General features: G+C 68.4%; 21 protein-coding genes. 9 read left to right on the top strand and 12 right to left on the bottom strand.

Translation table 11 applies throughout. The features are described 5' to 3' along the window. Positions 1 to 387, top strand: a complete 387-nt coding sequence (locus tag JVH1_RS12075) for a sterol carrier family protein (protein ID WP_009477902.1) — start codon at positions 1 to 3, stop codon at positions 385 to 387. On the opposite strand, the gene JVH1_RS12070 is transcribed toward JVH1_RS12075, so the two are convergent. Then, positions 388 to 1,707, bottom strand: a complete 1,320-nt coding sequence (locus tag JVH1_RS12070) for a class I SAM-dependent methyltransferase (RefSeq protein ID WP_009477903.1) — start codon at positions 1,705 to 1,707, stop codon at positions 388 to 390. It abuts the gene before it with no gap. A gap of 173 nt (positions 1,708 to 1,880) precedes the next feature. On the opposite strand from JVH1_RS12070, the gene purF reads away from it, so the two are divergent. Both purF and purM read left to right on the top strand, forming a co-directional pair. Next, entirely contained in the window at positions 1,881 to 3,464 is a 1,584-nt protein-coding gene (gene purF, locus JVH1_RS12065; protein WP_009477905.1) for an amidophosphoribosyltransferase, read from the top strand. A 120-nt stretch (positions 3,465 to 3,584) separates the two neighbouring features. Continuing rightward, the gene (gene purM, locus JVH1_RS12060) at positions 3,585 to 4,664 is read left to right on the top strand and encodes a phosphoribosylformylglycinamidine cyclo-ligase (RefSeq protein WP_005244377.1); all 1,080 of its coding nucleotides are present in this window, start codon (positions 3,585 to 3,587) and stop codon (positions 4,662 to 4,664) included. Positions 4,665 to 4,775: 111 nt separating this feature from the next. Here the strand turns inward: purM and JVH1_RS12055 are convergent, their stop codons facing one another. The 4 genes from JVH1_RS12055 to JVH1_RS12040 form a co-directional block, all read right to left on the bottom strand. After that, complete coding sequence (locus JVH1_RS12055) at positions 4,776 to 4,976, bottom strand: DUF3073 domain-containing protein (protein ID WP_005244376.1); 201 nt, start codon at positions 4,974 to 4,976, stop codon at positions 4,776 to 4,778. Positions 4,977 to 5,157: 181 nt separating this feature from the next. Next, complete coding sequence (locus tag JVH1_RS12050) at positions 5,158 to 6,111, bottom strand: asparaginase (RefSeq protein ID WP_009477906.1); 954 nt, start codon at positions 6,109 to 6,111, stop codon at positions 5,158 to 5,160. Then, the gene (locus JVH1_RS12045; RefSeq protein WP_009477907.1) at positions 6,108 to 6,776 is read right to left on the bottom strand and encodes an MOSC domain-containing protein; all 669 of its coding nucleotides are present in this window, start codon (positions 6,774 to 6,776) and stop codon (positions 6,108 to 6,110) included. Before JVH1_RS12045 ends, JVH1_RS12050 begins: the two co-directional genes overlap by 4 nt. After that, positions 6,773 to 7,894, bottom strand: coding sequence for a folate-binding protein YgfZ (locus JVH1_RS12040; protein ID WP_009477908.1), 1,122 nt, complete (start codon positions 7,892 to 7,894; stop codon positions 6,773 to 6,775). Before JVH1_RS12040 ends, JVH1_RS12045 begins: the two co-directional genes overlap by 4 nt. Before the next feature lie 62 nt (positions 7,895 to 7,956). Between JVH1_RS12040 and JVH1_RS12035 the strand changes: the two genes are divergently transcribed. The 5 genes from JVH1_RS12035 to cydC all read left to right on the top strand — a co-directional run bounded on the left by JVH1_RS12035 (position 7,957) and on the right by cydC (position 14,886). Further along, the gene (locus JVH1_RS12035) at positions 7,957 to 8,829 is read left to right on the top strand and encodes an aminodeoxychorismate lyase (protein WP_009477909.1); all 873 of its coding nucleotides are present in this window, start codon (positions 7,957 to 7,959) and stop codon (positions 8,827 to 8,829) included. 133 nt (positions 8,830 to 8,962) lie between these two features. Next, positions 8,963 to 10,459, top strand: coding sequence for a cytochrome ubiquinol oxidase subunit I (locus JVH1_RS12030; RefSeq protein ID WP_009477910.1), 1,497 nt, complete (start codon positions 8,963 to 8,965; stop codon positions 10,457 to 10,459). An 11-nt stretch (positions 10,460 to 10,470) separates the two neighbouring features. Next, the gene (gene cydB, locus JVH1_RS12025) at positions 10,471 to 11,508 is read left to right on the top strand and encodes a cytochrome d ubiquinol oxidase subunit II (RefSeq protein ID WP_009477911.1); all 1,038 of its coding nucleotides are present in this window, start codon (positions 10,471 to 10,473) and stop codon (positions 11,506 to 11,508) included. Beyond that, positions 11,505 to 13,217, top strand: coding sequence for a thiol reductant ABC exporter subunit CydD (gene cydD / locus JVH1_RS12020; RefSeq protein ID WP_009477912.1), 1,713 nt, complete (start codon positions 11,505 to 11,507; stop codon positions 13,215 to 13,217). The genes cydB and cydD overlap by 4 nt, the downstream gene beginning before the upstream one ends. Continuing rightward, positions 13,207 to 14,886, top strand: a complete 1,680-nt coding sequence (cydC, locus tag JVH1_RS12015) for a thiol reductant ABC exporter subunit CydC (protein WP_009477913.1) — start codon at positions 13,207 to 13,209, stop codon at positions 14,884 to 14,886. Before cydD ends, cydC begins: the two co-directional genes overlap by 11 nt. A 242-nt stretch (positions 14,887 to 15,128) precedes the next feature. Here the strand turns inward: cydC and JVH1_RS12010 are convergent, their stop codons facing one another. Both JVH1_RS12010 and JVH1_RS12005 read right to left on the bottom strand, forming a co-directional pair. Further along, positions 15,129 to 16,238 (bottom strand): type IV toxin-antitoxin system AbiEi family antitoxin domain-containing protein, encoded by a 1,110-nt coding sequence (locus JVH1_RS12010; protein ID WP_009477914.1) that lies wholly within the window; start codon positions 16,236 to 16,238, stop codon positions 15,129 to 15,131. 86 nt (positions 16,239 to 16,324) lie between these two features. Then, positions 16,325 to 17,047 (bottom strand): FABP family protein, encoded by a 723-nt coding sequence (locus JVH1_RS12005; RefSeq protein ID WP_037197635.1) that lies wholly within the window; start codon positions 17,045 to 17,047, stop codon positions 16,325 to 16,327. A 242-nt stretch (positions 17,048 to 17,289) separates the two neighbouring features. Between JVH1_RS12005 and JVH1_RS12000 the strand changes: the two genes are divergently transcribed. Next, positions 17,290 to 18,582, top strand: a complete 1,293-nt coding sequence (locus JVH1_RS12000; RefSeq protein WP_009477916.1) for a cutinase family protein — start codon at positions 17,290 to 17,292, stop codon at positions 18,580 to 18,582. Positions 18,583 to 18,650: 68 nt separating this feature from the next. Here JVH1_RS12000 and JVH1_RS11995 read toward each other — a convergent pair whose 3' ends face one another. From JVH1_RS11995 to JVH1_RS11975, 5 genes are all read right to left on the bottom strand, one after another. Beyond that, the gene (locus JVH1_RS11995; protein WP_009477917.1) at positions 18,651 to 18,956 is read right to left on the bottom strand and encodes a DUF1416 domain-containing protein; all 306 of its coding nucleotides are present in this window, start codon (positions 18,954 to 18,956) and stop codon (positions 18,651 to 18,653) included. A 3-nt stretch (positions 18,957 to 18,959) separates the two neighbouring features. Continuing rightward, positions 18,960 to 19,796, bottom strand: a complete 837-nt coding sequence (locus tag JVH1_RS11990; protein WP_009477918.1) for a sulfurtransferase — start codon at positions 19,794 to 19,796, stop codon at positions 18,960 to 18,962. Between the two features lie 67 nt (positions 19,797 to 19,863). Beyond that, complete coding sequence (locus JVH1_RS11985; RefSeq protein ID WP_009477919.1) at positions 19,864 to 20,316, bottom strand: DUF4395 domain-containing protein; 453 nt, start codon at positions 20,314 to 20,316, stop codon at positions 19,864 to 19,866. 237 nt (positions 20,317 to 20,553) lie between these two features. Then, on the bottom strand, positions 20,554 to 21,030 hold the full coding sequence (locus JVH1_RS11980) for a co-chaperone YbbN (protein WP_009477920.1): 477 nt from the start codon (positions 21,028 to 21,030) through the stop codon (positions 20,554 to 20,556). After that, positions 21,027 to 21,806, bottom strand: a complete 780-nt coding sequence (locus tag JVH1_RS11975; RefSeq protein WP_009477921.1) for an LmeA family phospholipid-binding protein — start codon at positions 21,804 to 21,806, stop codon at positions 21,027 to 21,029. Before JVH1_RS11975 ends, JVH1_RS11980 begins: the two co-directional genes overlap by 4 nt. Positions 21,807 to 21,918: the final 112 nt, after the last annotated feature.

Here is a 21,918-nt window from a genome sequence, read left to right as displayed (position 1 = left end):
ATGCCGCCGCGCCGAGCCGTAGATCCCGCCGAACTGAGAGCCGCCGTACTCGAGGTCGGCCCGTGGCTGCGCGGCGATTCCGAGGAGAAACCGTCCCGCACCCAGCTGGCCGCGGCGGTCCGGCTCAGCGCGCGGACGCTCGAGCAGGTCGCGCCCGGTTCGAGCGTGGAGGTCCGGGTTCCGCCGTTCGTCGCGGTCCAGTGCATCGAGGGCCCGCGGCACACCCGCGGCACCCCACCCAACGTCGTGGAAACCGACCCCCGGACGTGGCTGCTGATGGTGACCGGACTGCTGGAGTTCGACAGCGCGACCGCCGGCGGCGGGGTGTCGGTGTCGGGGAGTCGCGCCGGGGAGATCGCCCACTGGCTGCCGCTGCTGCGCGTGTAGTCAGCCCAGCCACAACGCGCGGGTGCGCGGCAGGCCGCTCGACCCGTCGTCGGACGGGCGCACGGCCAGCACCTGATGGATCGTCAGCCGGCCCTTCTCCTCGAACCCCAGGGCGCTGGCCGCGAGGTACAGCAACCAGGTGCGGGCCCGCTCCGCGCCGGCGAGCCGGCTCGCGTCGTCCCAGGAGTCGCGGAGTCTGCCCACCCACGCCCGCAGGGTGAGTGCGTAGTGCTCCCGGAGGGCCTCGACGTCGCGCACCTCGAGTCCGGCGCGCTCGAAGGCGTCGAGCGTTCTGCTCAGCGGCAGCACCTCGCCGTCCGGGAAGATGTAGTTCTCGATCAACCCCGACGAGGTGTCGGTGCCGGTGAGCGACCGGACCGAGGCGATCGCGTGGTTGAGCAGCCGGCCTTCGGGACGCAGAAGGTCGAGTAGGTGCTGCGCATATTCCGGCAGCGCGGAGTCGCCGACGTGTTCGGACATGCCGATGCTGGAGATCGCGTCGAACGGACCGTCGACGACGTCGCGGTAGTCCTGCACGCGGATCTCGATCAGATCCGACAGCCCGGCCTCGGAGACCCTCGCCCGCGCCCATTCGGCCTGTTCGTGGCTGAGAGTGACCCCGACGACGGACACGTCGTACTTCTCGGCGGCGTGGATCGCCATCGAACCCCAGCCGCAGCCCACGTCCAGCAGTCGCATGCCCGACTGGAGACCGAGCTTGCGGCAGACCAGGTCCAGCTTGTCGTTCTGCGCTTCCTCGAGCGTCCCGATCGCACCGCGGTCGTCGGATCGCTGGTCCCAGTAGCCGCAGGAGTAGACCATCGTCGGACCGAGGAACAGGCGGTAGAAATCGTTGCCGACGTCGTAGTGATGTGAGACCGAGGACGCGTCGCGCGCCTTGCTGTGCTTGGCGCCGCGGCGCCGCGACACCTCCACCGACGGCGGTGTCGGCCGGAGTCCGAGGCCGCCGAGCCGGACGAACGTCGACAGCGACTTCAGGACGGTGCCGCGGTCGAATCCGCGGACGCCGAGAGTGCCCAGCCGGTCGACGAGGTCCGGAAGCGTCAGCAGCCGGAAGACGTCGCCCTCGATCTCGAGGTCACCGGACACGTAGGCCCGGACGAGACCGAGTTCGTTCGGCGACCAGAGCACCCTCCGGATGGCCCGGCGGTTGCGGAAGACGATGGTGACATCGGAGTCGGGGCCGGCTTCCGAGCCGTCCCAGCATCGGACGTGCACGGGAATGGGGATGCCCATCGCACCTTCGAAGGCGCTCAGCAGGCGTTCTGCGGCGGTCGGTGCGGTGCTGCGGACGTTCATCGGACAAGCCCCCGCTCTGTGGTTCGAGGATGCTGATCGATACCGAAACTAATCTATTTTCGGCCGTCCGTCCGGGAGTCGGGCCGGTTCGATCGGCACCGTGGGCGAAGCGACGGCGCAGGGCACGTAGACTGACCTTGCCCCTCACACGCCCATCCCCAGGGAGCACCCCGGTGACCAGAGCCGATCTGTCGGTCCACAGTCCTAATCTTCTCTCTTCGAACCCGTCCGACGAGGACGAAAACGAGCCCCGCGAGGAATGCGGAGTCTTCGGCGTCTGGGCGCCGGGAGAGGATGTGGCGAAACTCACCTACTACGGACTTTATGCTCTGCAGCACCGTGGGCAGGAAGCGGCGGGCATCGCCGTTGCCGACGGTTCGCAGGTGCTGGTCTTCAAGGACCTCGGGTTGGTCAGCCAGGTGTTCGACGAACAGACCCTGGCAGCGATGCCGGGCCACGTCGCCGTCGGTCACTGTCGCTACTCCACCACGGGCTCGACCACGTGGGAGAACGCGCAGCCGATCTTCCGCACCACCGCCGCGGGCAGCGGCATCGCCCTCGGGCACAACGGCAACCTCGTCAACACGGCGGAGCTGGCGCAGCGCGCCCGTGAAGCCGGACTGGTCAACGACAAGCGGCCCGGCGGCGCCACGTCCGACTCGGACGTCGTCGGGGCCCTTCTTGCGCACGCCGCCGCCGACAGCACCATCGAGCAGGCCGCCATGAAGCTCCTGCCGACATTGCGCGGCGCGTTCTGCCTCACCTTCATGGACGAGCACACGCTCTACGCGGCCCGTGACCCGCACGGCATCCGTCCGCTGTGCCTCGGACGCCTGGACCGCGGCTGGGTCGTGGCCAGCGAGACGGCCGCACTCGACATCGTCGGCGCGTCCTTCGTCCGCGACATCGAGCCCGGCGAACTGCTCGCCATCGACGCCGACGGCGTCCGCTCCTCCCGTTTCGCGAACCCCGAGCCCAAGGGCTGCGTGTTCGAGTACGTGTACCTGGCCCGTCCGGACAGTGTCATCGCCGGACGTTCGGTGCATTCCACCCGCGTCGAGATCGGCCGTCGCCTCGCCACCGAGCACCCCGCCGAGGGCGACCTCGTCATCCCGGTCCCCGAATCGGGCACTCCGGCCGCGGTCGGTTACGCGCAGGGGTCGGGCATTCCGTACGGCCAGGGTCTGATGAAGAACGCCTACGTCGGCCGCACGTTCATCCAGCCGTCGCAGACGATCCGCCAGCTCGGTATCCGCCTCAAGCTCAACCCGCTCAAGGAAGTCATCCGCGGCAAGCGCCTCGTGGTGGTGGACGATTCGATCGTCCGCGGCAACACCCAGCGCGCGCTCATCCGGATGCTCCGCGAGGCCGGCGCACTGGAGATCCATGTCCGGATCGCGTCGCCGCCGGTCAAGTGGCCCTGCTTCTACGGCATCGACTTCGCCTCCCCGGCCGAGCTGATCGCCAACGGCGCGGGCGGCGGCGGCGAGCCCGGGAGCTTCGACGAGATGCTCGAAGGCGTGCGCCGTTCCATCGGCGCCGACACCCTCGGCTACATCTCCACCGAAGGCATGATCGCCGCCACCGAGCAGCCTGCGTCGCGATTGTGCGCGGCCTGCTTCGACGGCACGTACCCCATCGCGCTCCCCACGGAGACGTCGATCGGAAAGAACGTTCTCGAGGGAATGCTCGAGAGCGCGGCAGGCGGTCCCGCGACGCGGGAGAACGACAACGCGAACGCCCTCAGTCGGCCGTAGGCCGGTACATCGGGATCCGGCCGGAGAACGTACTCCGGTACCGTAAGGACGCAATCACAGCACTCGATTGCCCGACCGACACGATTTTGACGAGCAACAGAAGGCTGGAGTAACAACCACATGACCGAGGATCCGACAAGTCGCCCTGGCGCGTCCTACGCCGCCGCAGGAGTGGACATCGCCGCAGGCGATCGGGCGGTGGAACTCTTCGCTCCCTTGGCCAAGCGCGCCAGCCGTCCCGAGGTTCTCGGTGGTCTCGGTGGATTCGCGGGTCTGTTCTCGCTCAAGGGTGACTACAAGGAGCCGCTGCTCGCGGCGTCCACGGACGGGGTGGGCACCAAGCTCGCCGTCGCTCAGGCACTCGACAAGCACGACACCGTGGGCCTGGACCTGGTCGCGATGGTCGTCGACGACCTCGTCGTCTGTGGTGCCGAGCCCCTGTTCCTGCAGGACTACATCGCCGTCGGGCGGGTCGTCCCGGAGCGTGTCGCCGAACTCGTCAGCGGCATCGCCGAAGGCTGCATCCAGGCCGGTTGCGCGCTGCTCGGTGGCGAGACGGCGGAGCACCCCGGTGTGATGGCGGACGGCGACTACGACCTGTCCGCGACCGGCGTCGGTGTGGTCGAAGCCGACCAGGTGCTGGGGCCCGACCGGGTCCGTCCCGGCGACGTCGTGATCGCCATGGGTTCGTCCGGACTGCATTCCAACGGTTACTCGCTGGCCCGCAAGGTCCTGCTCGAGATCGACCACATGAGCCTGACGGCGCACGTCGACGAGTTCGGCCGCACCCTGGGCGAGGAGATGCTCGAGCCCACGAAGATTTACGCCAAGGACTGCCTGGCTCTCGCCGCCGAGACGGACGTGCGCACGTTCTGCCATGTCACCGGCGGTGGCTTGGCCAACAACCTCGCTCGGGTCATGCCGAAGGGTCTGGTCGCCGAACTCGACCGCGGCACGTGGAGCCCGGCTCCGATCTTCGCGATGATCGCGCAGCGTGGCCGGGTGGAGCGGGCCGAGATGGAGCAGACGTTCAACATGGGCGTCGGCATGGTCGCGATCGTGGCGCCCGAGGACGTCGATCGTGCGCTGGCCGTCCTGACGGCGCGCCACATCGACTGCTGGACGCTGGGCAGCATCAAGAAGTCGCACGACGTGTCGGCGGAGCGCGCAATTCTCGCCGGCGATCACCCGCGGTTCTAGGGTCGGGCGCCGTTTGTCGGAACGGGGCGAGCTAGTGGCCCCGACCGGCTGAAGATGTGGAAATGAGGGGGAGCCGGTATCGGCTCCCCCTCATTTCGTTGTCTTCAGATCTCAGCGCCGCCAGTCGTCGTCGTCCTCCCGGGAGTGACCCTCCCTGTCGGCACGCTGGTCAGCGAAGACCTCGTCCCGATGCGAGTTGGACGACCCACCTGAGAGCTCTCGTTGCAGGCTGTCAAAATCCGTGGTCGGTACGCTGTACTTCAGCTCGCGTGCAACCTTGGTCTGCTTTGCCTTAGCCCGGCCGCGGCCCATGGCTGACCCCCTCGCGCTTTCGCGGGGCGGCCTGGGGAATTTGGCGGCCCCGTTTGAGTGTGTAAGTTCCTGTCCCACACTCTAGCGTGGAAAAGTCCCTCGCGCTTCCATCCACACCCCGAAGCGGTGTCGGTTTAGTCTCACCGGGCTCGCGAGCTGCCGCGATGCCGACATTTCGCCCTCAGAAGACTCCCGGAATTGCCCGGACCGTCCCCACCCGGACGCCGCCGCCGAGCACGGGCTGCGATGCGAGAGCCGCCAGATCCTCGGTCCACTCGGCGCCCATCCGGTGGAGAAGTGCTGCGGCGAGGGGTAACCGGGCCCGTTCGTGGCCGTCGTCGATCTTCAGCGCGAACGCCGAGCCGTCGGGGAGCGCGCCGGCGTAGACACCGTCGGCTCCGGCCTTCGTCATCAGCCCGGGCACGACCGGCATCAGTCGCGCGTCGTCCTTGCCGGTGCCCGAGACGAGGTAGGGGTGCTCGCGGACGGCGTCGGCGACGGCGAGCTCGGGGGAGTCGGGTTCGGCGGTGACGAGCCGGGCGAACGCGCGCGCCAGATGCGTCAGCGACAGCGGGACGATCGGCAGCCCGCATCCGTCGATGCCGAGTTCGGCGTCGACGTCGCCGCTGATCGACCCGAGCGTCTCGACGACCGCGAGTTGCAGCGGATGCGTCGGCTCGAGGTAGCTGTCCACCGGCCAGTCGTTGGCCAGGCAGGTCGCGAGCATCGCCGCGTGCTTGCCGGAGCAGTTCATGTACACCGGGCGGGGGAGCTCACCGGCGGCCAGCAATTCGGCCCGGGCGAGTTCGTTGGAGGGCAGATCGGCGGGGCAGCGGAGCTGGTCCTCGTCGAGGCCGTACCGGGCGAGCAGCTGCTCGACGAGTTCGATGTGGTCCGATTCGCCCTCGTGGGATGCGGTCGCGATCGCGAGCTCTTCGGAACTGGTCGGCTCGAAGCCGTTCCGCAGCATCGTCACGGCCTGCCACGGCTTGTTCGACGACCGCGGGTAGATCGGCGTGTGCACCTCACCGAGGGTGAGCGCGATCTCGCCGTCCGCGCGGAGGATCACCGCGGAACCGCGGTGGACGCACTCACGGAATCCCGAACGGACGACCTCGACCAGTTCGATGCTCAATACGTGACCTGCACTTCCAGTCCGGCGATCCGTCGGCGGGCCTTGTCCGCGACGGTCGGAGAGAGGTTCTCCTGCTGTTCGAGCAGCGCCACGAAGCGTTCCGGGTCGCGGCCGGTGAACAGATCGCGCACGGTGACGCCGTGGCCGGGCACGTGGATGCGCTGGACGGTGTCGCCGGCGCTGACCGACCCCTCCGTCACCACCCGCAGGTACGCGCCCGTGTCACCGCGTTCGGAGAACCGCTTGACCCACCGGGGCTCGGCGGCCCAGACGCCGAACGTGCCGCACGGTGTCCGCGGGCTGGTCACCTCCAGTTCGGTGGTGCCGATCCGCCAGCGCTCGCCGATCACGGCGTCGGTCGCGGCGATCCCGTCGAGGCGGAGGTTCTCGCCGAACCATCCCGGGGGCAGTTCGCGGCCGAGCTCCGACGCCCAGCGCTCCGCCTCGTCCTCCTGGTAGGCGTAGACGGCCTTGAACGGGCCACCGTGGTACTCGGTGTCGCAGACCCGGTCGCCGACCAGTCCGGTGGTCGTGACGCGCACCGGGCCGTCGACGGGCCGCTTGTCGATCGCCGTCCGGGTCACCCGGCGGGTGCCGCTGTCCCGTTCGGTGTGCAGCACGCAGACGGCCAGCACCTCGCCGGCCGTCGCGGTCGCCTCGCTCACCGGCCCCGGAGCCGGTCGACGGCGGCGCGGCCCGCCTGGACCGTGTCGTCTGCAGGCACCGAGTCGGGGTCGATGGACGCGGCGCACGAGCCGGCCACCAACTCGGTGTCGGTGGGGATGGACCGTTTGACGAGGGCCAGCGCGATGGGTCCGAGCTCGTGGTGGTCGATCACCGTGCCGATCCGTCCGACCGCACGACCTCCCGCCGTCACCGGGTCGCCCGGTTCGGGCCTGCCCTCGGCGCTGCCGTCGAGGTGCAGCAGGACGAGGTGACGGGGCGGTTTGCCGAGATTGTGGACGCGGGCCACCGTCTCCTGGCCGCGGTAGCAGCCCTTCTCGAGGTGGACGGCGCCGTGGTCGGCGGGACCGCCGATCCAGCGGACCTCGTGCGGGATGGTGCGATCGTCGGTGTCGAGTCCGATCCGGGGCCGTGCGGCGGCCACCCGCAGTGCCTCAAACGCCCACGTTCCCGCGGGTGCGGCGCCGGCGGCGGTGAGCCGGCCCCACCACGTCGCGAGTCCTTCCCGCGGGATCAGCAGGTCGAAGGACTCGGCGGCCGGCCACGGCATGCGGCGGACGAATCCGCCCCCGGGCACCGCGACGGCGGCGTACGGCTCGGCGGGTGCCACGACGCCGGCCGCGTCGAGGACCGTCACGGCGTCGGGGCCGAGCACGCTGAGCACCGCGAGCTCGTTGCCCTCGCGGGGCTCGGCCTTGGACCAGAACACCATCTTGGTGAGGAACGACAGGAGGTCGGGTCCGCGGTCGGCCTCGGTGTCGATCCAGGTGACGCCGTCCAGATCGGTCTGGACGAAGTGGTGCTCGACGCGGCCGTTGACGTCGAGGCTGAGGTTCTCGGCGCTCGCGCCGTCGGGGAGCGCGGCGACGTGCTGGCTCGAGATGGTGTGCAGCCAGGTGAGTCGTTCGGGTCCGCTGATCGCGATGACGAACCGGTGGGAACGGTCGACGACCGCCGCGGAACGTTCGGCGCTGCGTTGTTCGCCGAGTGGATCGCCGTGATGCCAGGCGACGCCGGCGTCGGGAGAGCCTTCGGGCGCAGGAACCGCGCCCGGGGCCGTGAGGAGTGGACTGGGTGAGACGGGCAGTTTGTCGACCACGAACCCAGTCTAGGGACCATGGACCACGGGTGGCGGTCAGCAGGGTCGATAGGCTGGGCGTCATGTCTGATCGAGTGCTGGTGACACTGGACCACGAGGTGCGGGACGCGGATGCCCCGCTGCTGCACGCGGACGATCTGGCGGTGGTGCGCGGCGACGGTGTCTTCGAGACGCTGTTGGTGCGTGGCGGTCGCGCACTGAAGGTCGAGGCCCACCTCACCCGTCTCGTCGCGTCGGCGCGCGCCCTCGGATTGCCCATTCAGGACCTGGACGAGTGGCGCCTGGCACTCGAGCTGGCCGTCGAGGAGTGGGGGTCCGAGCGGGAGGGTGCGATGCGACTCGTGCTCAGCCGCGGCCGCGAGTCCGGTGGCGACCCGACTGCTTTCGTCACCGTCGGGCCGGTGTCCGAGCGGATTCTGGAGGCGCGGCGCGACGGGGTGTCGGTACTCACATTGGCCCGGGGCTATTCGGTGGATCTGTCGGCGAGTGCGCCGTGGCAGCTGCTCGGGGCGAAGACCTTGTCGTATGCCACGAACATGGCGGCGCTGCGGTATGCGGCGACACTCGGTGCCGACGATGTGATCTTCGTCAGCAGCGAGGGCAATGTGTTGGAAGGGCCACGTTCCACGGTGGTCATCGCCCGCGACAAACACCTCCTCACGCCGCCGCCGGAGCACGGAATCCTGCCCGGAACGACGCAGCAGGCGCTGTACGAGGTGGCGTCCGGCAAGGGGTTCCGCTGCGAGTACGCGGCGCTGCGGCCGGCGGATCTCATTACGGCGGAAGGTGTTTGGCTCATCTCCAGTGTCACCATGGTCGCGCGGGTGCGCAAGATCGACGGACTTGCCCTGCCCGACGCACCGCTCGCCGACGAGATCGTGGAGCTGGTCGGCCTCGCGGTCGAGGCGGCGGGTACCGAGTCTGCGGAGGCTTGACAGGTCTACTACATTTCGTAGTAGCAAAGTACTGCGGGGGAAACGACCCCGCAGTACGTTGTTTTCAAGGGTCGGGCGGAAGCCCACGCTCCGGCCCTGAAGCCTGTCCTACGGGCCCAGTTTCGGAGTAGCCATGGATGCCTTGGATGTCTCCCGGTGGCAGTTCGGCATAACCACCGTCTATCACTTCATCCTCGTTCCGCTGACGATCGGGCTCGCCCCGCTGATCGCCGTCATGCAGACGATGTGGGTGGTCACCGGAAAGGACCACTGGTATCGGCTCACCAAGTTCTTCGGGAAGCTGTTCCTGATCAACTTCGCGCTCGGCGTCGCCACCGGCATCGTGCAGGAATTCCAGTTCGGGATGAACTGGAGCGAGTACTCACGCTTCGTCGGTGACGTGTTCGGCGCACCCCTCGCCCTCGAGGGGCTGGTCGCCTTCTTCCTCGAGTCGACGTTCCTGGGCCTCTGGATCTTCGGCTGGGGACGGCTGCCCAAGCTCGTCCACCTCGCCACCATCTGGCTCGTCGCAATCGGTGTGAACGCGTCCGCGTACTTCATCATCACCGCCAACTCGTTCATGCAGCACCCGGTCGGGGCCGTCTACAACCCCGAGACCGGACGCGCGGAACTCACCAGCATCTGGGAACTGCTCACCAACAACACGGCGCTCGCGGCCTTCCCACACGTCGTGGCCGGAGCGTTCCTCACGGCAGGGACGTTCGTGGCCGGCGTCGGCGGCTGGTGGATGGTGCGCAGCATGCGCAAGTCGAAGGAAGCCACCGAACCCGACGTGGCGAAGAAGCACGAGGAAACCGCGAGGACGATGTTCCGCCCGGTCACCATCCTCGCGCTGTGGGTGATGGTCGCCGCGGGCATCGGACTCGCGATCACCGGCGACATCCAGGGCAAGCTGATGTTCGAACAGCAACCCATGAAGATGGCATCGGCCGAATCGCTGTGCCACACCGAAACCGGTGCCGACTTCTCCATCCTCACCGTCGGCACCCAGAACAACTGCGAGAGCATCACCCAGCTCATCAAGATCCCCGGCCTCACCTCGTTCCTGGCGGACGGCACGTTCGACTCCACCGTCGAGGGCGTCACCGAGATCCAGGCCCGCTACGAGGAGACGTACGGGCCCGGCAACTACAAGCCCAACCTGTTCGTCACCTACTGGACGTTCCGCGCGATGATCGGCTGGGCCGCCGGGTCGGCGCTGCTCGCCGTGGTCGGTCTGTGGATGACCCGCGGCGGCCGCGTACCGGACAAGAAGTGGTTCGGCTGGCTGTCGATCGCCGTCATCCCGACACCCTTCCTCGGGAACAGCGCGGGCTGGGTCTTCACCGAGATGGGTCGTCAACCGTGGGTCGTGGCACCCAACCCGACCGGTGTCGACATGATCAGACTGACTGTCGACCAAGGCGTCTCGAATCACTCCCCGTGGACCGTCTGGGTCTCGCTCATCACGTTCACGGTGGTCTACGGGGCGCTGGCCGTCGTGTGGTTCACACTGATCCGCCGCTACACGATCGAGGGACCACTCGAACACGACGCGCATCCACCGGGTGACGACCACGACGAGCCCGAAGAACCGGGCAAGCCCGAGCAACTCTCGTTCGCGTACTAGGGGAGACGGTCATGGGACTTCAAGAAGTGTGGTTCATCCTGATCGCGGTGCTCTTCATCGGGTACTTCGTCCTCGAGGGATTCGATTTCGGTGTCGGCATGCTGATGCCGGTGCTGGGCAGGCGCAAGGACCCGAACGGGGACACACGGCGGCGGGTGGTGCTCAACACCATCGGCCCCGTGTGGGACGGCAACGAGGTGTGGCTCATCACCGGTGGCGGCGCGTTGTTCGCCGCGTTCCCGGAGTGGTATGCCACGTTGTTCTCCGGCTTCTATCTGCCGCTGCTGATCATTCTCGTCGCGCTCATCGTCCGGATCTGCGCCATCGAGTACCGCGGCAAGATCGACGACGACACCTGGCGCAGGCGGTGCGACTGGGGCATCGTCTTCGGGTCCTGGGTGCCTGCCGTGCTGTGGGGTGTCGCGTTCGCGAACATCGTCCGGGGCGTCGACATCGACGCCGACAAGCAGGTCACCTCGAGCCTCTTCGATCTGCTCAATCCCTATGCGTTGCTGGGTGGTCTGACGACCGCCCTCGTGTTCGCCCTGCACGGCGCGGTGTTCCTCGCCCTGAAGACGGCCGACGAAGTACGCACGGACGCCGTCGAACTGGCGTCCCGGCTGGCGATCCCGGCCGTTCCGGTGGCAGGCGCGTTCGTGCTGTGGACACAGCTGGCGCACGGCAAGGGCTGGACGTGGATCCTCGTCGCGATCGCCGCCGCCGCACTCCTCGGGGTGGTCGCGTTCACCCGCGCCGAACGGGAGGGCTGGGCCTTCCTGCTCACGTCGATTGCGGTCATCGCCACGGTGGCACTGCTGTTCGGCTCGCTGTTCCCCAACGTCATGCCGTCCACACTGGACGCCGCGTACAACCTGACCATCGACAACGCCTCGTCGAGTCCGTACACGCTGAAGGTGATGACGTGGGCCGCCGCCTTCCTCACCCCGGTGGTGCTGATCTACCAGGGTTGGACGTACTGGGTGTTCCGCCAACGGATCTCGACCAAGCACATCCCGCCGTCGATCGGTCTCCCGCTCGGGCGCAGATGAGCACAGCGGTAGGCGACGCACCCCGCCCGGCTGACGAGCGCCCGGGCGGGGAGCGAGGTTCCCGGCGTCCCGTCGATCCCCGCCTCTGGCGCTACTCCGCGGCGGCACGCGGGTACCTCGTCCTCACGGTCGCGCTGTCGGTCGTCAACGTCGCGATGGTCATCGTGTCGGCGCTGATGATCGGCCGGGTGCTCGGTGGGGTCATCGTCGGCGACGCCACCGACGTCGGCCGGTGGTCCACCGAACTGGCGGTCCTCGCGACGGCGGTGGCAGTGCGGGTGCTCGGCACCTGGCTGCAGTCCCGGTTCGCGCACCGGTCCGCCACGCGGGTCGTGGCGGAGCTGAAGGGGGAGGTCCTCGGCGTCGCCACCCGCCTGCAACCACGCGAACTCGATCCGCGGCGGGACGAGATCGCGACCGTGCTCACCCGCGGAATCGACGGTCTCGTGCCGTATCTCACCGGGTACCTCCCGGCACTGGTCCTCGCGGCGACGCTCACTCCGGCGACGCTCGCGGTCATCACGTTTCAGGATCTGACGTCGGCGGCGATCATCTTCGTCACGCTGCCGCTCATCCCGCTCTTCATGATCCTCATCGGCCTGCTCACCAAGGGCAAGGCCGCCAAGACGCTGACCGCGATGACCACCCTGTCGTCCCAACTGCTCGACCTCCTGGCCGGCCTGCCCACGCTCCGCGCGCTGGGCCGCGAACAGGGACCGGCGACGCGGGTGCGTGAACTCGGCGACGCCCACCGCCACACCACGATGTCGGCGCTGCGGGTGGCGTTCCTGTCGTCGATGGTGCTGGAACTGCTGGCCACGCTCTGCGTCGCACTCGTCGCTGTGAGCATCGGACTGCGGCTGGTGTACGGGGGGATGGAACTCGAAGCCGGAATCGTGGCGCTGATTCTCGCGCCCGAGGTGTACCTCCCGCTGCGGATGGTCGGAACCCAGTTCCACGCCGCCGAGGACGGAATGGCCGCGGCGAGCCGGGCCTTCGCCGTCATCGATACCGATCGTCCCGACGACGCCGCCGCCGCCGACGGTGCGGTCGTGGTCGACGCGGCCGGGGCGCGAATCGAATTCGACGGCATCGACGTCCCGTCACGGCACGGCCTGGCGCCGCGCGGACTGACCGGCGCCCTCGAACCCGGTGCGGTGACCGTGCTGACCGGACCCAACGGTTCCGGGAAATCGACTGCGGTGCAGGCACTCCTCGGCCTCGTCGAACCCGAGCGCGGGGAGGTGCGCGTGGCGGGCACCCCCGTGAGTTCGCTCGACCGGTCCGCGTGGTGGGCGCAGGTGGCGTGGCTCCCGCAGCACCCCGTCCTCGTTCCCGGCACCCTGGACGAGAACCTCCGGCTCATCGGTGAGGTCGTCGACCTCGAACAGTCCTGTGCGGCGACGGGTTTCGACGAGGTCCTCGCTGAACTCCCCGACGGCTGGAACACGCGCGTCGGGTCCGGTGGAACGGGACTGTCGCTCGGACAGCGGCAGCGGCTCGCGCTGACCCGCGTGCTGGCCACCCGGCGTCCCGTCCTGGTGCTCGACGAACCCACCGCGCACCTCGACGACGCGTCGGAGCGCACCGTGCTCGATTCGCTGCGGAGCCTGGCCGCCGCCGGCCGGACGGTCGTCGTGGTGGGGCACCGGCCGACCGTGCTCGCGGCCGCCGACCGGGTAATCGAGGTGAGCGCAGATGTCGCGTGACCCGCTGATCCGGGCGTTGCCGCTCCTCGACCTGCAACCGGGGCGGGTGGTGCGGGCCGTCGCCGCCGGTGTGGCCACACTGGGCAGTGCGCTCGCGCTGGCGGCGCTGTCGGCGTGGTTGATCACGAGGGCATGGCAGATGCCGCCCGTCCTGGACCTCAGCGTGGCCGTCGTGGCGGTGCGCGCGCTGGGCATCTCCCGCGGCGTCTTCCGGTACCTCGAGCGGCTGGCCACCCACGACACCGCGCTGCGGGGGACCACGTCCGCCCGCACCCAGCTGTACCAGCGGCTGGCCGACGGCGACCCCGCGGCCGCTGCCGGCCTGCGCCGCGGCGAACTGCTCGCCCGCACCGGGGCCGACGTCGACACCCTCGGTGACGTCGTCGTCCGCGCGATCGTCCCCATCGCCGTGTCCGTCGTCCTGGCCGTGGCCGCCGTCGGCATCCTCGCGGTGATCTCGCCCGCGTCCGCGCTCGTGCTCGCCGTGGCGCTCGCGGTGTCGGGGGTCGCGGCGCCCTGGTTGTCCGCACGGGCCGCCCGCCTCGCCGAGACGTCCGGCGCCGACGCGCGTGCCCGGTTCAGCGAGGACGCCGTCACCGCGCTCGATCACGCCGCGGAACTCCGCGTCGCGGGTCGCCTCGACCGGACCGTGTCGCGGGCGGTCCGCTCCGAACACGCCGCGGTCGCGGCCACCGACCGTGCCGCCGCACCCAGCGCGTTCGCGGACGCCGCCACACCGCTCGCGGTGGGCGTGAGCGTGATCGCGTCGCTACTCATCGGCATGGACCTGTACTCGTCGGGGACGATGAGCCCGATGGCGATGGGCGTCCTCGTGCTCCTGCCGCTGTCCGCGTTCGAGGCCACGGGCGCGCTGCCCGCCGCGGCGGTCGCGCTGACCAGGGCCCGGATCGCGTCGCGCCGCATACTCGCCGTGCTCGACGCCGCCGTCGCGGATCCGCACCCAGGGGACCGGGAACTGGACGGGCCCGCCGAGGTCGTCGCGAAGCACCTGCGGTGCGGCTGGCCCGGAGGGCAGGTCACCGCCCCGCTCGACCTCGACCTACGGCCGGGCGCGCGGGTCGCGATCGTGGGCGGCAGCGGGTCCGGGAAGACAACCACCCTGATGACCCTGGCGGGGTTGCTCCCGCCGGTGTCGGGGACGGTCCAGGTCGACGGACTCGACCTCCACCGGATCAGGTCCGAGGCTCTCCGCCGGAACGTCGGATTCTTCGCGGAGGACGCGCACCTCTTCGCCACGTCCGTGCTCGAGAATCTGCGGGTGGCGCGCGGCGACCTCCAGGACGCGGAGGCGCTGACCGTTCTGGAGTCCGTCGGGCTCGGGGGATGGGTGTCGGGGCTGCCGGAGGGCGTGCACACGACCCTCACGGGCGGTGCCCGGGCGGTGTCCGGCGGACAGCGTCGCCGGCTGCTGCTCGCCAGGGCGCTGCTGGCGCCCGCCCGGGTGTTGTTGCTCGACGAACCGACCGAGCACCTCGACGCCGACGCGGGCGCCGACCTGCTCCGGCGACTGCTCTCGCGCGACGGCGGACTGGTGCCGCCGCAGCGCACCGTCGTGGTGGTCACCCACCAGCTCCCAGAGGATACCAGCGCTGACCTGGTGATACGGGTGGAGAAAGCTGAGAGAGAAAATGCGTTGCCGACTCCGTGAGTGCGGCGTACTTTCTTCAGTACACGAGGAAGGAGGTGGTCTGAAATTGAATGACAGACGGACACGTGAGGTGGCTGCCAGCTAGCCGCTACCGCTGACGGAATTCACTGACCGCGCGAGCGGCGAGCGAATCCCAGGCAGCTACCCGGCCCCCGAGCCCCCGGTCTGGTCCAGACCGGACCCGGTGCACACGCACCGGAAGGCTCGGGGGCCGTTGTGCGCTCCGCGCCCGTGAGTACTTATTAACCGCCCGTGGTTAATAAGTACTCACGGCAGCGCGGGCACGGGTTCGGACCACTCCAGCCGCCCCGCTCGAGCACCGTCCGCACCTCGGCCGCGACGTCGCACGAGCGCCGTGTCACCTCCTCCCAGCCGTAGACCAGCGTCGCCTTGCCTGCGAGTTCAGCCGCGTTGCCGCGACGCCGATCGCGCAGAGCCACCGACCGCGACGAGTGGTACCGCAGTCCGTCCAGCCGCACGAGGAGCGGAACGCCGCTGTCCGAGTAGTCGACATCCTCGTAGAGGGTTCTTCCGTCGACCAGAACAGGCGACTGTCGTCGGGCGGCCGGTAGTCCGTGCGCGAGTTCCACGTCGACGGCGTATCGGTGCTCGAGAATCGACTGGACTCCGCCGGAGACGAACGTCAGAGCGTCGGTCAGAGCCTTGCGGTATCTGCGCGGTGGACGCTGCTCGATCCGTCGAAGAAGTTCGTGGACCGGAATGTCGCTGCCGGTGACCGCCGACACGAGGAGCCGTGCGGCCGCGACCGCCGACGGCTCCGCGACAGCGAGATCGACGACGGTGTCGGCCCGGGACGTTCGAGGCGGAAGCGTCGGGACGAGGATGTGGGCGTGCGCACGGGATCGGTGCACCACGACCCCGGGGTGCAGGAGATCGCCCTCGCGGGGAACGGGACGGTCGGATCGCCGGCCGACCTTCCGATACGTCGGTCCCTGCGGCTCCGCAGACAATCCGTAGGGCACGGTGACGTGAATCGGCCCGTCAGGGTCGACGGGCATCAGCCCCCACTCCTCGGCGGCCGTCCGATGGCTGAGAATCGCTCGGGGGCCGCCGAACAGCAGTGCCGCCCACAGTCTCATCGGCCGGTCGAGCGGACCGTTGGTGACGGCGTAGACGCCGTGCAGAACCGCCGACCACTGGCCGGACTCCACCATGTGCTGAATCTGCCGGGTCGAGATACCCAGTCCGCGCAGTTGCCGGGCCGTGACGAGGCCGTGCTGATAGTCGAGGACTGTTTGGAATTCGGGCCTGAAGTCGATCGTCGCAGTCGTCATGGTCGCGACGGTGCGCACGCCGACCGACAGGATTCGCCCGAAACAGGCCGATCTCAACTGACCTGTGGATGAACCTCAGGTTGTGGATAACCCGAGCCGTGAGTACTTGTTAACCGCCCGTGGTTAATAAGTACTCACGGGCGCTAGCCGACGTAGCGGGACAGACGCGCGGAGAGATGGGGACGCAGCTCACCGTCGGCGATGATGCGTTCCTCGACGTAGGCGAGGTCGCCGCCCTCGACGATGCCGTAGAGACGCTTGGCGCCGCCGACGAGAACACCGGAAGTGCTGCGGATCACGACGTCGGTCGCGAGTTCCCACGACGACTGTGTGAGGGCCTGACCGTAGAACAGTTCGACGATGCCGGAGCTGTGGGCGAGGAGGAGTTCGACGACTTCCTCGTTGGTGCTGCCGGGGATGCCGTCTCCGCTGATCCGCCAGAAGCCGGTTTCGTGGAGGTCGGGGCGCACGTATTCGCCGTCGGCGTCGAGGACCCAGGTCTGGGATTCCCACTTGAGGTAGTTGCCACCGTTGTGGGAGACGATGATCTGCTGCCCGAAGGGGTAGTCGCCTGTGTCGGGGTCGTGGCCTTCCCCTTCACCGCGCCACACACCGACGAGGGGCAGTACTGCGAGGAGTTCGTTGTTCAGATCCGGGCCGAGGCGCAGATTTGCGGTGTCCTCGGGCAGCGGAAGGTCCGGAAGCTGCGGGATGTTCCGCGCCGCCGTCGTCTTGGAACGCTCGATGGCGTCCGCGACGGCTGCATCACCGCTACCACGACGCACGGCGGGGGTGTCCCCAGCGGGCGCGCTCGTAGTCGGGTGCTCGGAAGGCGGATCTGCGCCTGCGTCCGGGTTCTGACTCACGACTCGTCGGTGACCAGGCGGTAGATCGTGTAGAGCGAGAACCACGTGATCAACACGGCGGCAAGGACAAGAAGTACCTCGAAGAAGATAACCACGGGGACATCCTAAACCGAACTCGTCGAACGGTCGAAACGGGAGGCGACTAACCGTGACTGCGGCTACGGTTTCTCGAAGGCGACCACCAGGTCGGTTCCGAACATCCTCATGCGGTCGTCTCGTCTCCCGTCCCTCCCGGAGGTCCCATGCTTCGATCGAGTACTGCCGTCGCCGGTCCGGTGCGGGCCGCGATCGCGGCGACGGCGCTGCTGCTGAGCGTGTCCGCGTTCGGCGCTCCTGGTCTTGCCGTCGCCGCGCCCGACACCGGTAGCGCGGGTTCGGGGAGTGCCGACACGGATCGTGTCGATCCGAACAACTACGCCGCCGACTGCCCCGACGTGATGATCGTCGCCGTGTCCGGCGCCACCGACTCGACGGCGGACCGCAACCCTCTGGCGGACGAGAATCGGCAGCTCTGGTCGAACTGGGTGGGCAACGTGACGGTGCCGACCGGCGAGGCCAACAAGGACGATCCGGGAACGGTGGGGTGGATGTACGTTCCCTACCCGTCCACGTACGGTCTTGGTCTGCTGCAACCTGTTCCGACATACCAGGATTCGATGGCCGCGGGTGTCGCGTCGACCAACAGGATCCTCGACGAGAACAAGACGAAGTGCGGCGACGACACCAAGTACGTACTGCTCGGGTACAGCGTCGGTGCCGAGGTGGTCGAAAGGGTGTCGCGCGAACTCGGCCACCGCGACAGCAACGCTCTGGTTACCGCCGACGACATTGCCGGCGTCGCGCTGATCGGCGACCCGTACCGTCCCGCGGGCACCCCCTCGATGGGCGAACCCGGCCCGCCCGGAGGCGGATTCATGTCTTCCGGGCCGGCCGACTACGGCGCTCTCGACGGCAAGATCACGTACGCGTGCCGCCCGTACGACATCGCCTGCGACGCGCCGCGGGAGATCGCCGTCCTCGAACTGGCACTCGGGGTGCTGGGACAGATGCACTTCACCCTGCTGAACCCGGGCCAGACGGTCTCCGACTTCGCGAATGCGGTGACGAACATGGCGGCGCGGACGATTGTGCACATCGTCACACACGAAGACTGGTTCGCCTCCGACGAGTCCTTCCTCGACGTTCTCCGCGAGGTCGCCGACCGGACCTACGACCCCGACGGCCCGGACCGGAACATGCAGGTGTCCCAGGGGCAGATCGTCGAGGCGCTCAACTGGGCGATGGGTCCCGGTTCGGAGGTCGTGAAGGCGAAGCTCGCCGACGAGGGCCCGGGGTTCGTGGAGGACAACAGGGACGTCTTCGAACTGGTGATCAAGCCGTACATCTTCCTGGGCTTCATCCAGCACCTGTTCTACTGGAACAACAATCCGAACGACCCCTGGTACTGGGAGAGCGAGAAGGTCGTGGACTGGATCACGGCGCTCGCGCGGTCCGAGAAGGGCGGCGAGACCATTCCAGCGGCACCGGGCAAGTAGAGTCCGCACGACAGAAGGGCCCCGCTCCGGATGCGGAGCGGGGCCCTTCTGGTGTCGTCAGCTGGTGATTACTTGCCGACCGTGACGTCGACGTTGTGCACGCCTGCGCTCGACGGGCTCACCGTCGAGGTGCCGTTGCCGGAGCTGGACAGTGCGCGCACGGTCCACTCGCCGGGAGCGGCGAAGAAGCGGAAGTCTCCGGTGCCCGAGGCGACGACCTCGGCGGTGAACTCTCCGCCGCCGTCGAGGAGACGCACGAACGCTCCACCGATCGGCTGGCCGTCAGCGGCGAGAACGCGGCCGGTGATGACCGTTTCCTTCTCGACGTCGACGCCCGCGGGCAGGGTCTGGGTCTGTACAGGTGCTCCACACATGGCTCAGTGAACCTCCAACTCGATGGGTGCGCCGACGAGCGAGCCGTATTCGACCCAGCTGCCGTCGTAGTTCTTGACATCGGACTTGCCGAGGATCTCCTTGAGCACGAACCAGGTGTGGCTGGAGCGCTCGCCGATACGGCAGTACGCGATGGTGGGCTTGGACTCGTCGTAGCCCTTCTCCGAGTACAGCTTCTCCAGGTCGTCGTCCGACTTGAACGTGCCGTCCTCGTTTGCGGTGGTGCTCCACGGGATGTTGATGGCCGTGGGGATGTGTCCACGCTGCTGCGCCTGCTCCTGCGGCAGGTGCGCGGGAGCGAGGATCTTGCCGGAGAACTCGTCGGGCGAACGCACGTCGACGAGGTTCTTGCTGCCGATGGCGTCGATGACCTCGTCACGGAACGCGCGGATCGACAGGTCGGGGGCCTCGGCCTTGTACTGGGTGGCCTCGCGGGTGACGGTCTCCTTGGAGAGGGGACGCCCGTCGAGCTCCCACTTCTTGCGGCCGCCGTCGATCAGCTTGACGTCCTGGTGGCCGTACAGCTTGAAGTACCAGTACGCGTAGGCCGCGAACCAGTTGTTGTTGCCGCCGTACAGAACGATGGTGTCGTCGTTGGCGACGCCCTTGGCGGACAGGAGATCGGAGAACTGCTGCTGGTTCAGGAAGTCACGACGGACGCCGTCCTGCAGGTCCTTCCGCCAGTCGAGGCGGATGGCGCCTTCGATGTGGCCGCCGTCGTATGCGCTGGTGTCCTCATCCACCTCGACGAAAACGGTCTTGGGGGCGTTGAGGTTCTGCTCAGCCCAGTCGGCGGAGACTAGGACATCGGAGCGAGCCATGGTGTTCCTTTCGATGTGTACTTACTTGTGTCGGGTGGATCGTGCAGTGGTTCTGGGTGTGAAACTTTCAGGCCGCCGTGCGGAAGCGTGCGACGAGTGGATAGATCTGGCAGCCGAGGCAGATGCCGAACGCAGCATTGAGAAACGCCGCGAACAGGGCGAATGCGGTGGCTACGGCGCCGACGACGCCGGAGCCGGCGAAGAAGCCGACGGTGCCGACGGCGGCGAAGACGAAACCGACGAGCTGCGCGAAGCGAAGCGGTGCGACGGGTTCGCGTGCACTCACCGGGGCGAGTCGCGGCGCGACGAGGGTGCCGAAGATCCGGCCGTACGGGCTGCGTCGCGGCCCGGTGGCTGCGCCTGCCGCGAAGACGACCGCTTGCAGCGCCAGCAAAATTCCTGCTGCGACCAGCGAGAACGTCGACACGACGAGGACGGCGACGAGGACGGCGGTGGTGACCCAGGCGGCGAACCGGGGGCCACGAACGTCGACCTGCTCGAGCTCGAGTGTTGTGGACATGAGAAGTGCTCCTGCGGTGAGTCCTGAATGCTTGCCTGGCGCCGAACGACGACGGACGACGTCGTCATCGGGGGTTCGATCACGTGCGCGGAGTCCGCGGTGTCAGCAGAAAGCGACAGCCCTGGTGATCAGCAACAGGTACAGCAACAAGCCCCGAGGCGGCACAGGTCAACTGTGCGGCGACGGGTGAGCATGAGCTCGTGGCTGGATTGCACGACGACGAGTTTACCCGGTTCTTCAGGAATTTGAAGCCGGGGGCCGGGTGAGGGGTTCCAGCGCGGCCCGCAGGTTGGTCGCGGCGGGCACTCCGGACACCCGGAAGCGTTGCTGCAGGTCGGCGTCGAGAATGAACGTCGTCGGCAACGACAGAACGCCGAGTTCCTTGGCGAGAGCGGGATACTCGTCGATGTTGACCTCCACTTCGACGGGAGGTTCCGGCTCACCTGCGAGGTCCGCGACGACCTGTCCCACCACCCTGCGCACCGCCGCGCACGGTCCGCACCAGTCGGCGGAGAAATGGAGAACGGTGGCCCGTCGAGGGTGCTCGGGCGACGCCGGCCCGACGCCCGCCGCCTCGAGGAGTAGCCGTCGCTGGTCGGTCACGACCGCGGTCGTCCCGCCGGTACTCCGGACCGTCCCCTGGCGGCGTTGCCAGACGAGCCCGAACGCGACGGCGGCGAACAGTGCGATCAGTAACAGTGTGATTCCGGTCATCGGCTCTGCAGTTCGTTCAGGTCGATCGTGACGTTGTTGCCGACGCCCTCGATGACGATCTGCGAGCCTTCCGCGTAGACCTCCGTCGGCTGGACGCCGAACGGTAGTTCCCGGGGGTCGATCGTCCGGGTGAAGAGGCCGAGGATCGCGGGGGCGAGGGGTTCGGGGATGGTGAAGTCGGCGTGGCCTTCGGGGCCGAAGTAGAAGTCGCTGGCGACGATCTTCACCTGACCGCTGTCGAGAACCAGGTCGGCCTGCACGCTGACCGTGGTTTCGATGGGCCCGACGGGGACCGTGCCGGTGAGGACGACGCCGCCCGCGGTCGGCATCCCCGAGCCGCCGGAGCCGCCGGTGCCGTCCGACTTACTGGCCGGCGGGGCCGAAACCTGCAGGTCGGGGATGTCGAGGAAGCGTCCCAGGTCGGTGGCGTCGATGAGCATGCGGCCGGAGAGGTGATCGACCGGAAGGGTCTTCACGGAGCCGTCGACGAGGTCGGACAGCGGCGCGGAGACACCCAGGAGGGTGGACTCGACCGTCACCTCACCCACGACGTCACTCTGTACTCCCTGCGCGCGGATCTCGATGTTCTCGTACTTTCCGTCCCACGCCTGGTTGAGGAACGGAAAGCCGTGAACCGTCACCTCGGGATCCGCTGTGAGGGACGCGCCTGCCCGGAGTTCCCGCGACACCCGGTACTCCGCGTAGGCCGCCGAACCGAAGTCGACGACGAGACCGAGAGCCACGAGGAAGACGATTCCGATGATGAGTTTCCGCACGGCCCCATTGTGACGGACACCGGTCGGGGGAGTGTCGGTGCGACCTCCGCGCCGCTTGCCGGGGTTCGGTGCAACGAACGCCGACGGCGGCGCGCTACTCTGTCACCGACAA

The organism is Rhodococcus sp. JVH1, from assembly GCF_000280725.2.
GTDB lineage: Bacteria > Actinomycetota > Actinomycetes > Mycobacteriales > Mycobacteriaceae > Rhodococcus_F > Rhodococcus_F jostii_A.
The sequence above is the reverse complement of the archived record's forward strand: the minus strand, read 5'-3'. Positions and strand labels throughout refer to the sequence as shown.

Excerpts from the sequence above, each read along its gene's own strand:
- JVH1_RS12075 (WP_009477902.1), top strand. The coding sequence starts at position 1 with ATGCCGCCGCGCCGAGCCGTAGATCCCGCCGAACTGAGAGCCGCCGTA.
- JVH1_RS12070 (WP_009477903.1), bottom strand. The coding sequence starts at position 1,707 with ATGAACGTCCGCAGCACCGCACCGACCGCCGCAGAACGCCTGCTGAGC.
- purM (WP_005244377.1), top strand. The coding sequence starts at position 3,585 with ATGACCGAGGATCCGACAAGTCGCCCTGGCGCGTCCTACGCCGCCGCA.
- JVH1_RS12055 (WP_005244376.1), bottom strand. The coding sequence starts at position 4,976 with ATGGGCCGCGGCCGGGCTAAGGCAAAGCAGACCAAGGTTGCACGCGAG.
- JVH1_RS12035 (WP_009477909.1), top strand. The coding sequence starts at position 7,957 with ATGTCTGATCGAGTGCTGGTGACACTGGACCACGAGGTGCGGGACGCG.
- JVH1_RS12030 (WP_009477910.1), top strand. The coding sequence starts at position 8,963 with ATGGATGCCTTGGATGTCTCCCGGTGGCAGTTCGGCATAACCACCGTC.
- cydB (WP_009477911.1), top strand. The coding sequence starts at position 10,471 with ATGGGACTTCAAGAAGTGTGGTTCATCCTGATCGCGGTGCTCTTCATC.
- cydD (WP_009477912.1), top strand. The coding sequence starts at position 11,505 with ATGAGCACAGCGGTAGGCGACGCACCCCGCCCGGCTGACGAGCGCCCG.
- cydC (WP_009477913.1), top strand. The coding sequence starts at position 13,207 with ATGTCGCGTGACCCGCTGATCCGGGCGTTGCCGCTCCTCGACCTGCAA.
- JVH1_RS12000 (WP_009477916.1), top strand. The coding sequence starts at position 17,290 with ATGCTTCGATCGAGTACTGCCGTCGCCGGTCCGGTGCGGGCCGCGATC.
- JVH1_RS11995 (WP_009477917.1), bottom strand. The coding sequence starts at position 18,956 with ATGTGTGGAGCACCTGTACAGACCCAGACCCTGCCCGCGGGCGTCGAC.
- JVH1_RS11990 (WP_009477918.1), bottom strand. The coding sequence starts at position 19,796 with ATGGCTCGCTCCGATGTCCTAGTCTCCGCCGACTGGGCTGAGCAGAAC.
- JVH1_RS11985 (WP_009477919.1), bottom strand. The coding sequence starts at position 20,316 with ATGTCCACAACACTCGAGCTCGAGCAGGTCGACGTTCGTGGCCCCCGG.
- JVH1_RS11980 (WP_009477920.1), bottom strand. The coding sequence starts at position 21,030 with ATGACCGGAATCACACTGTTACTGATCGCACTGTTCGCCGCCGTCGCG.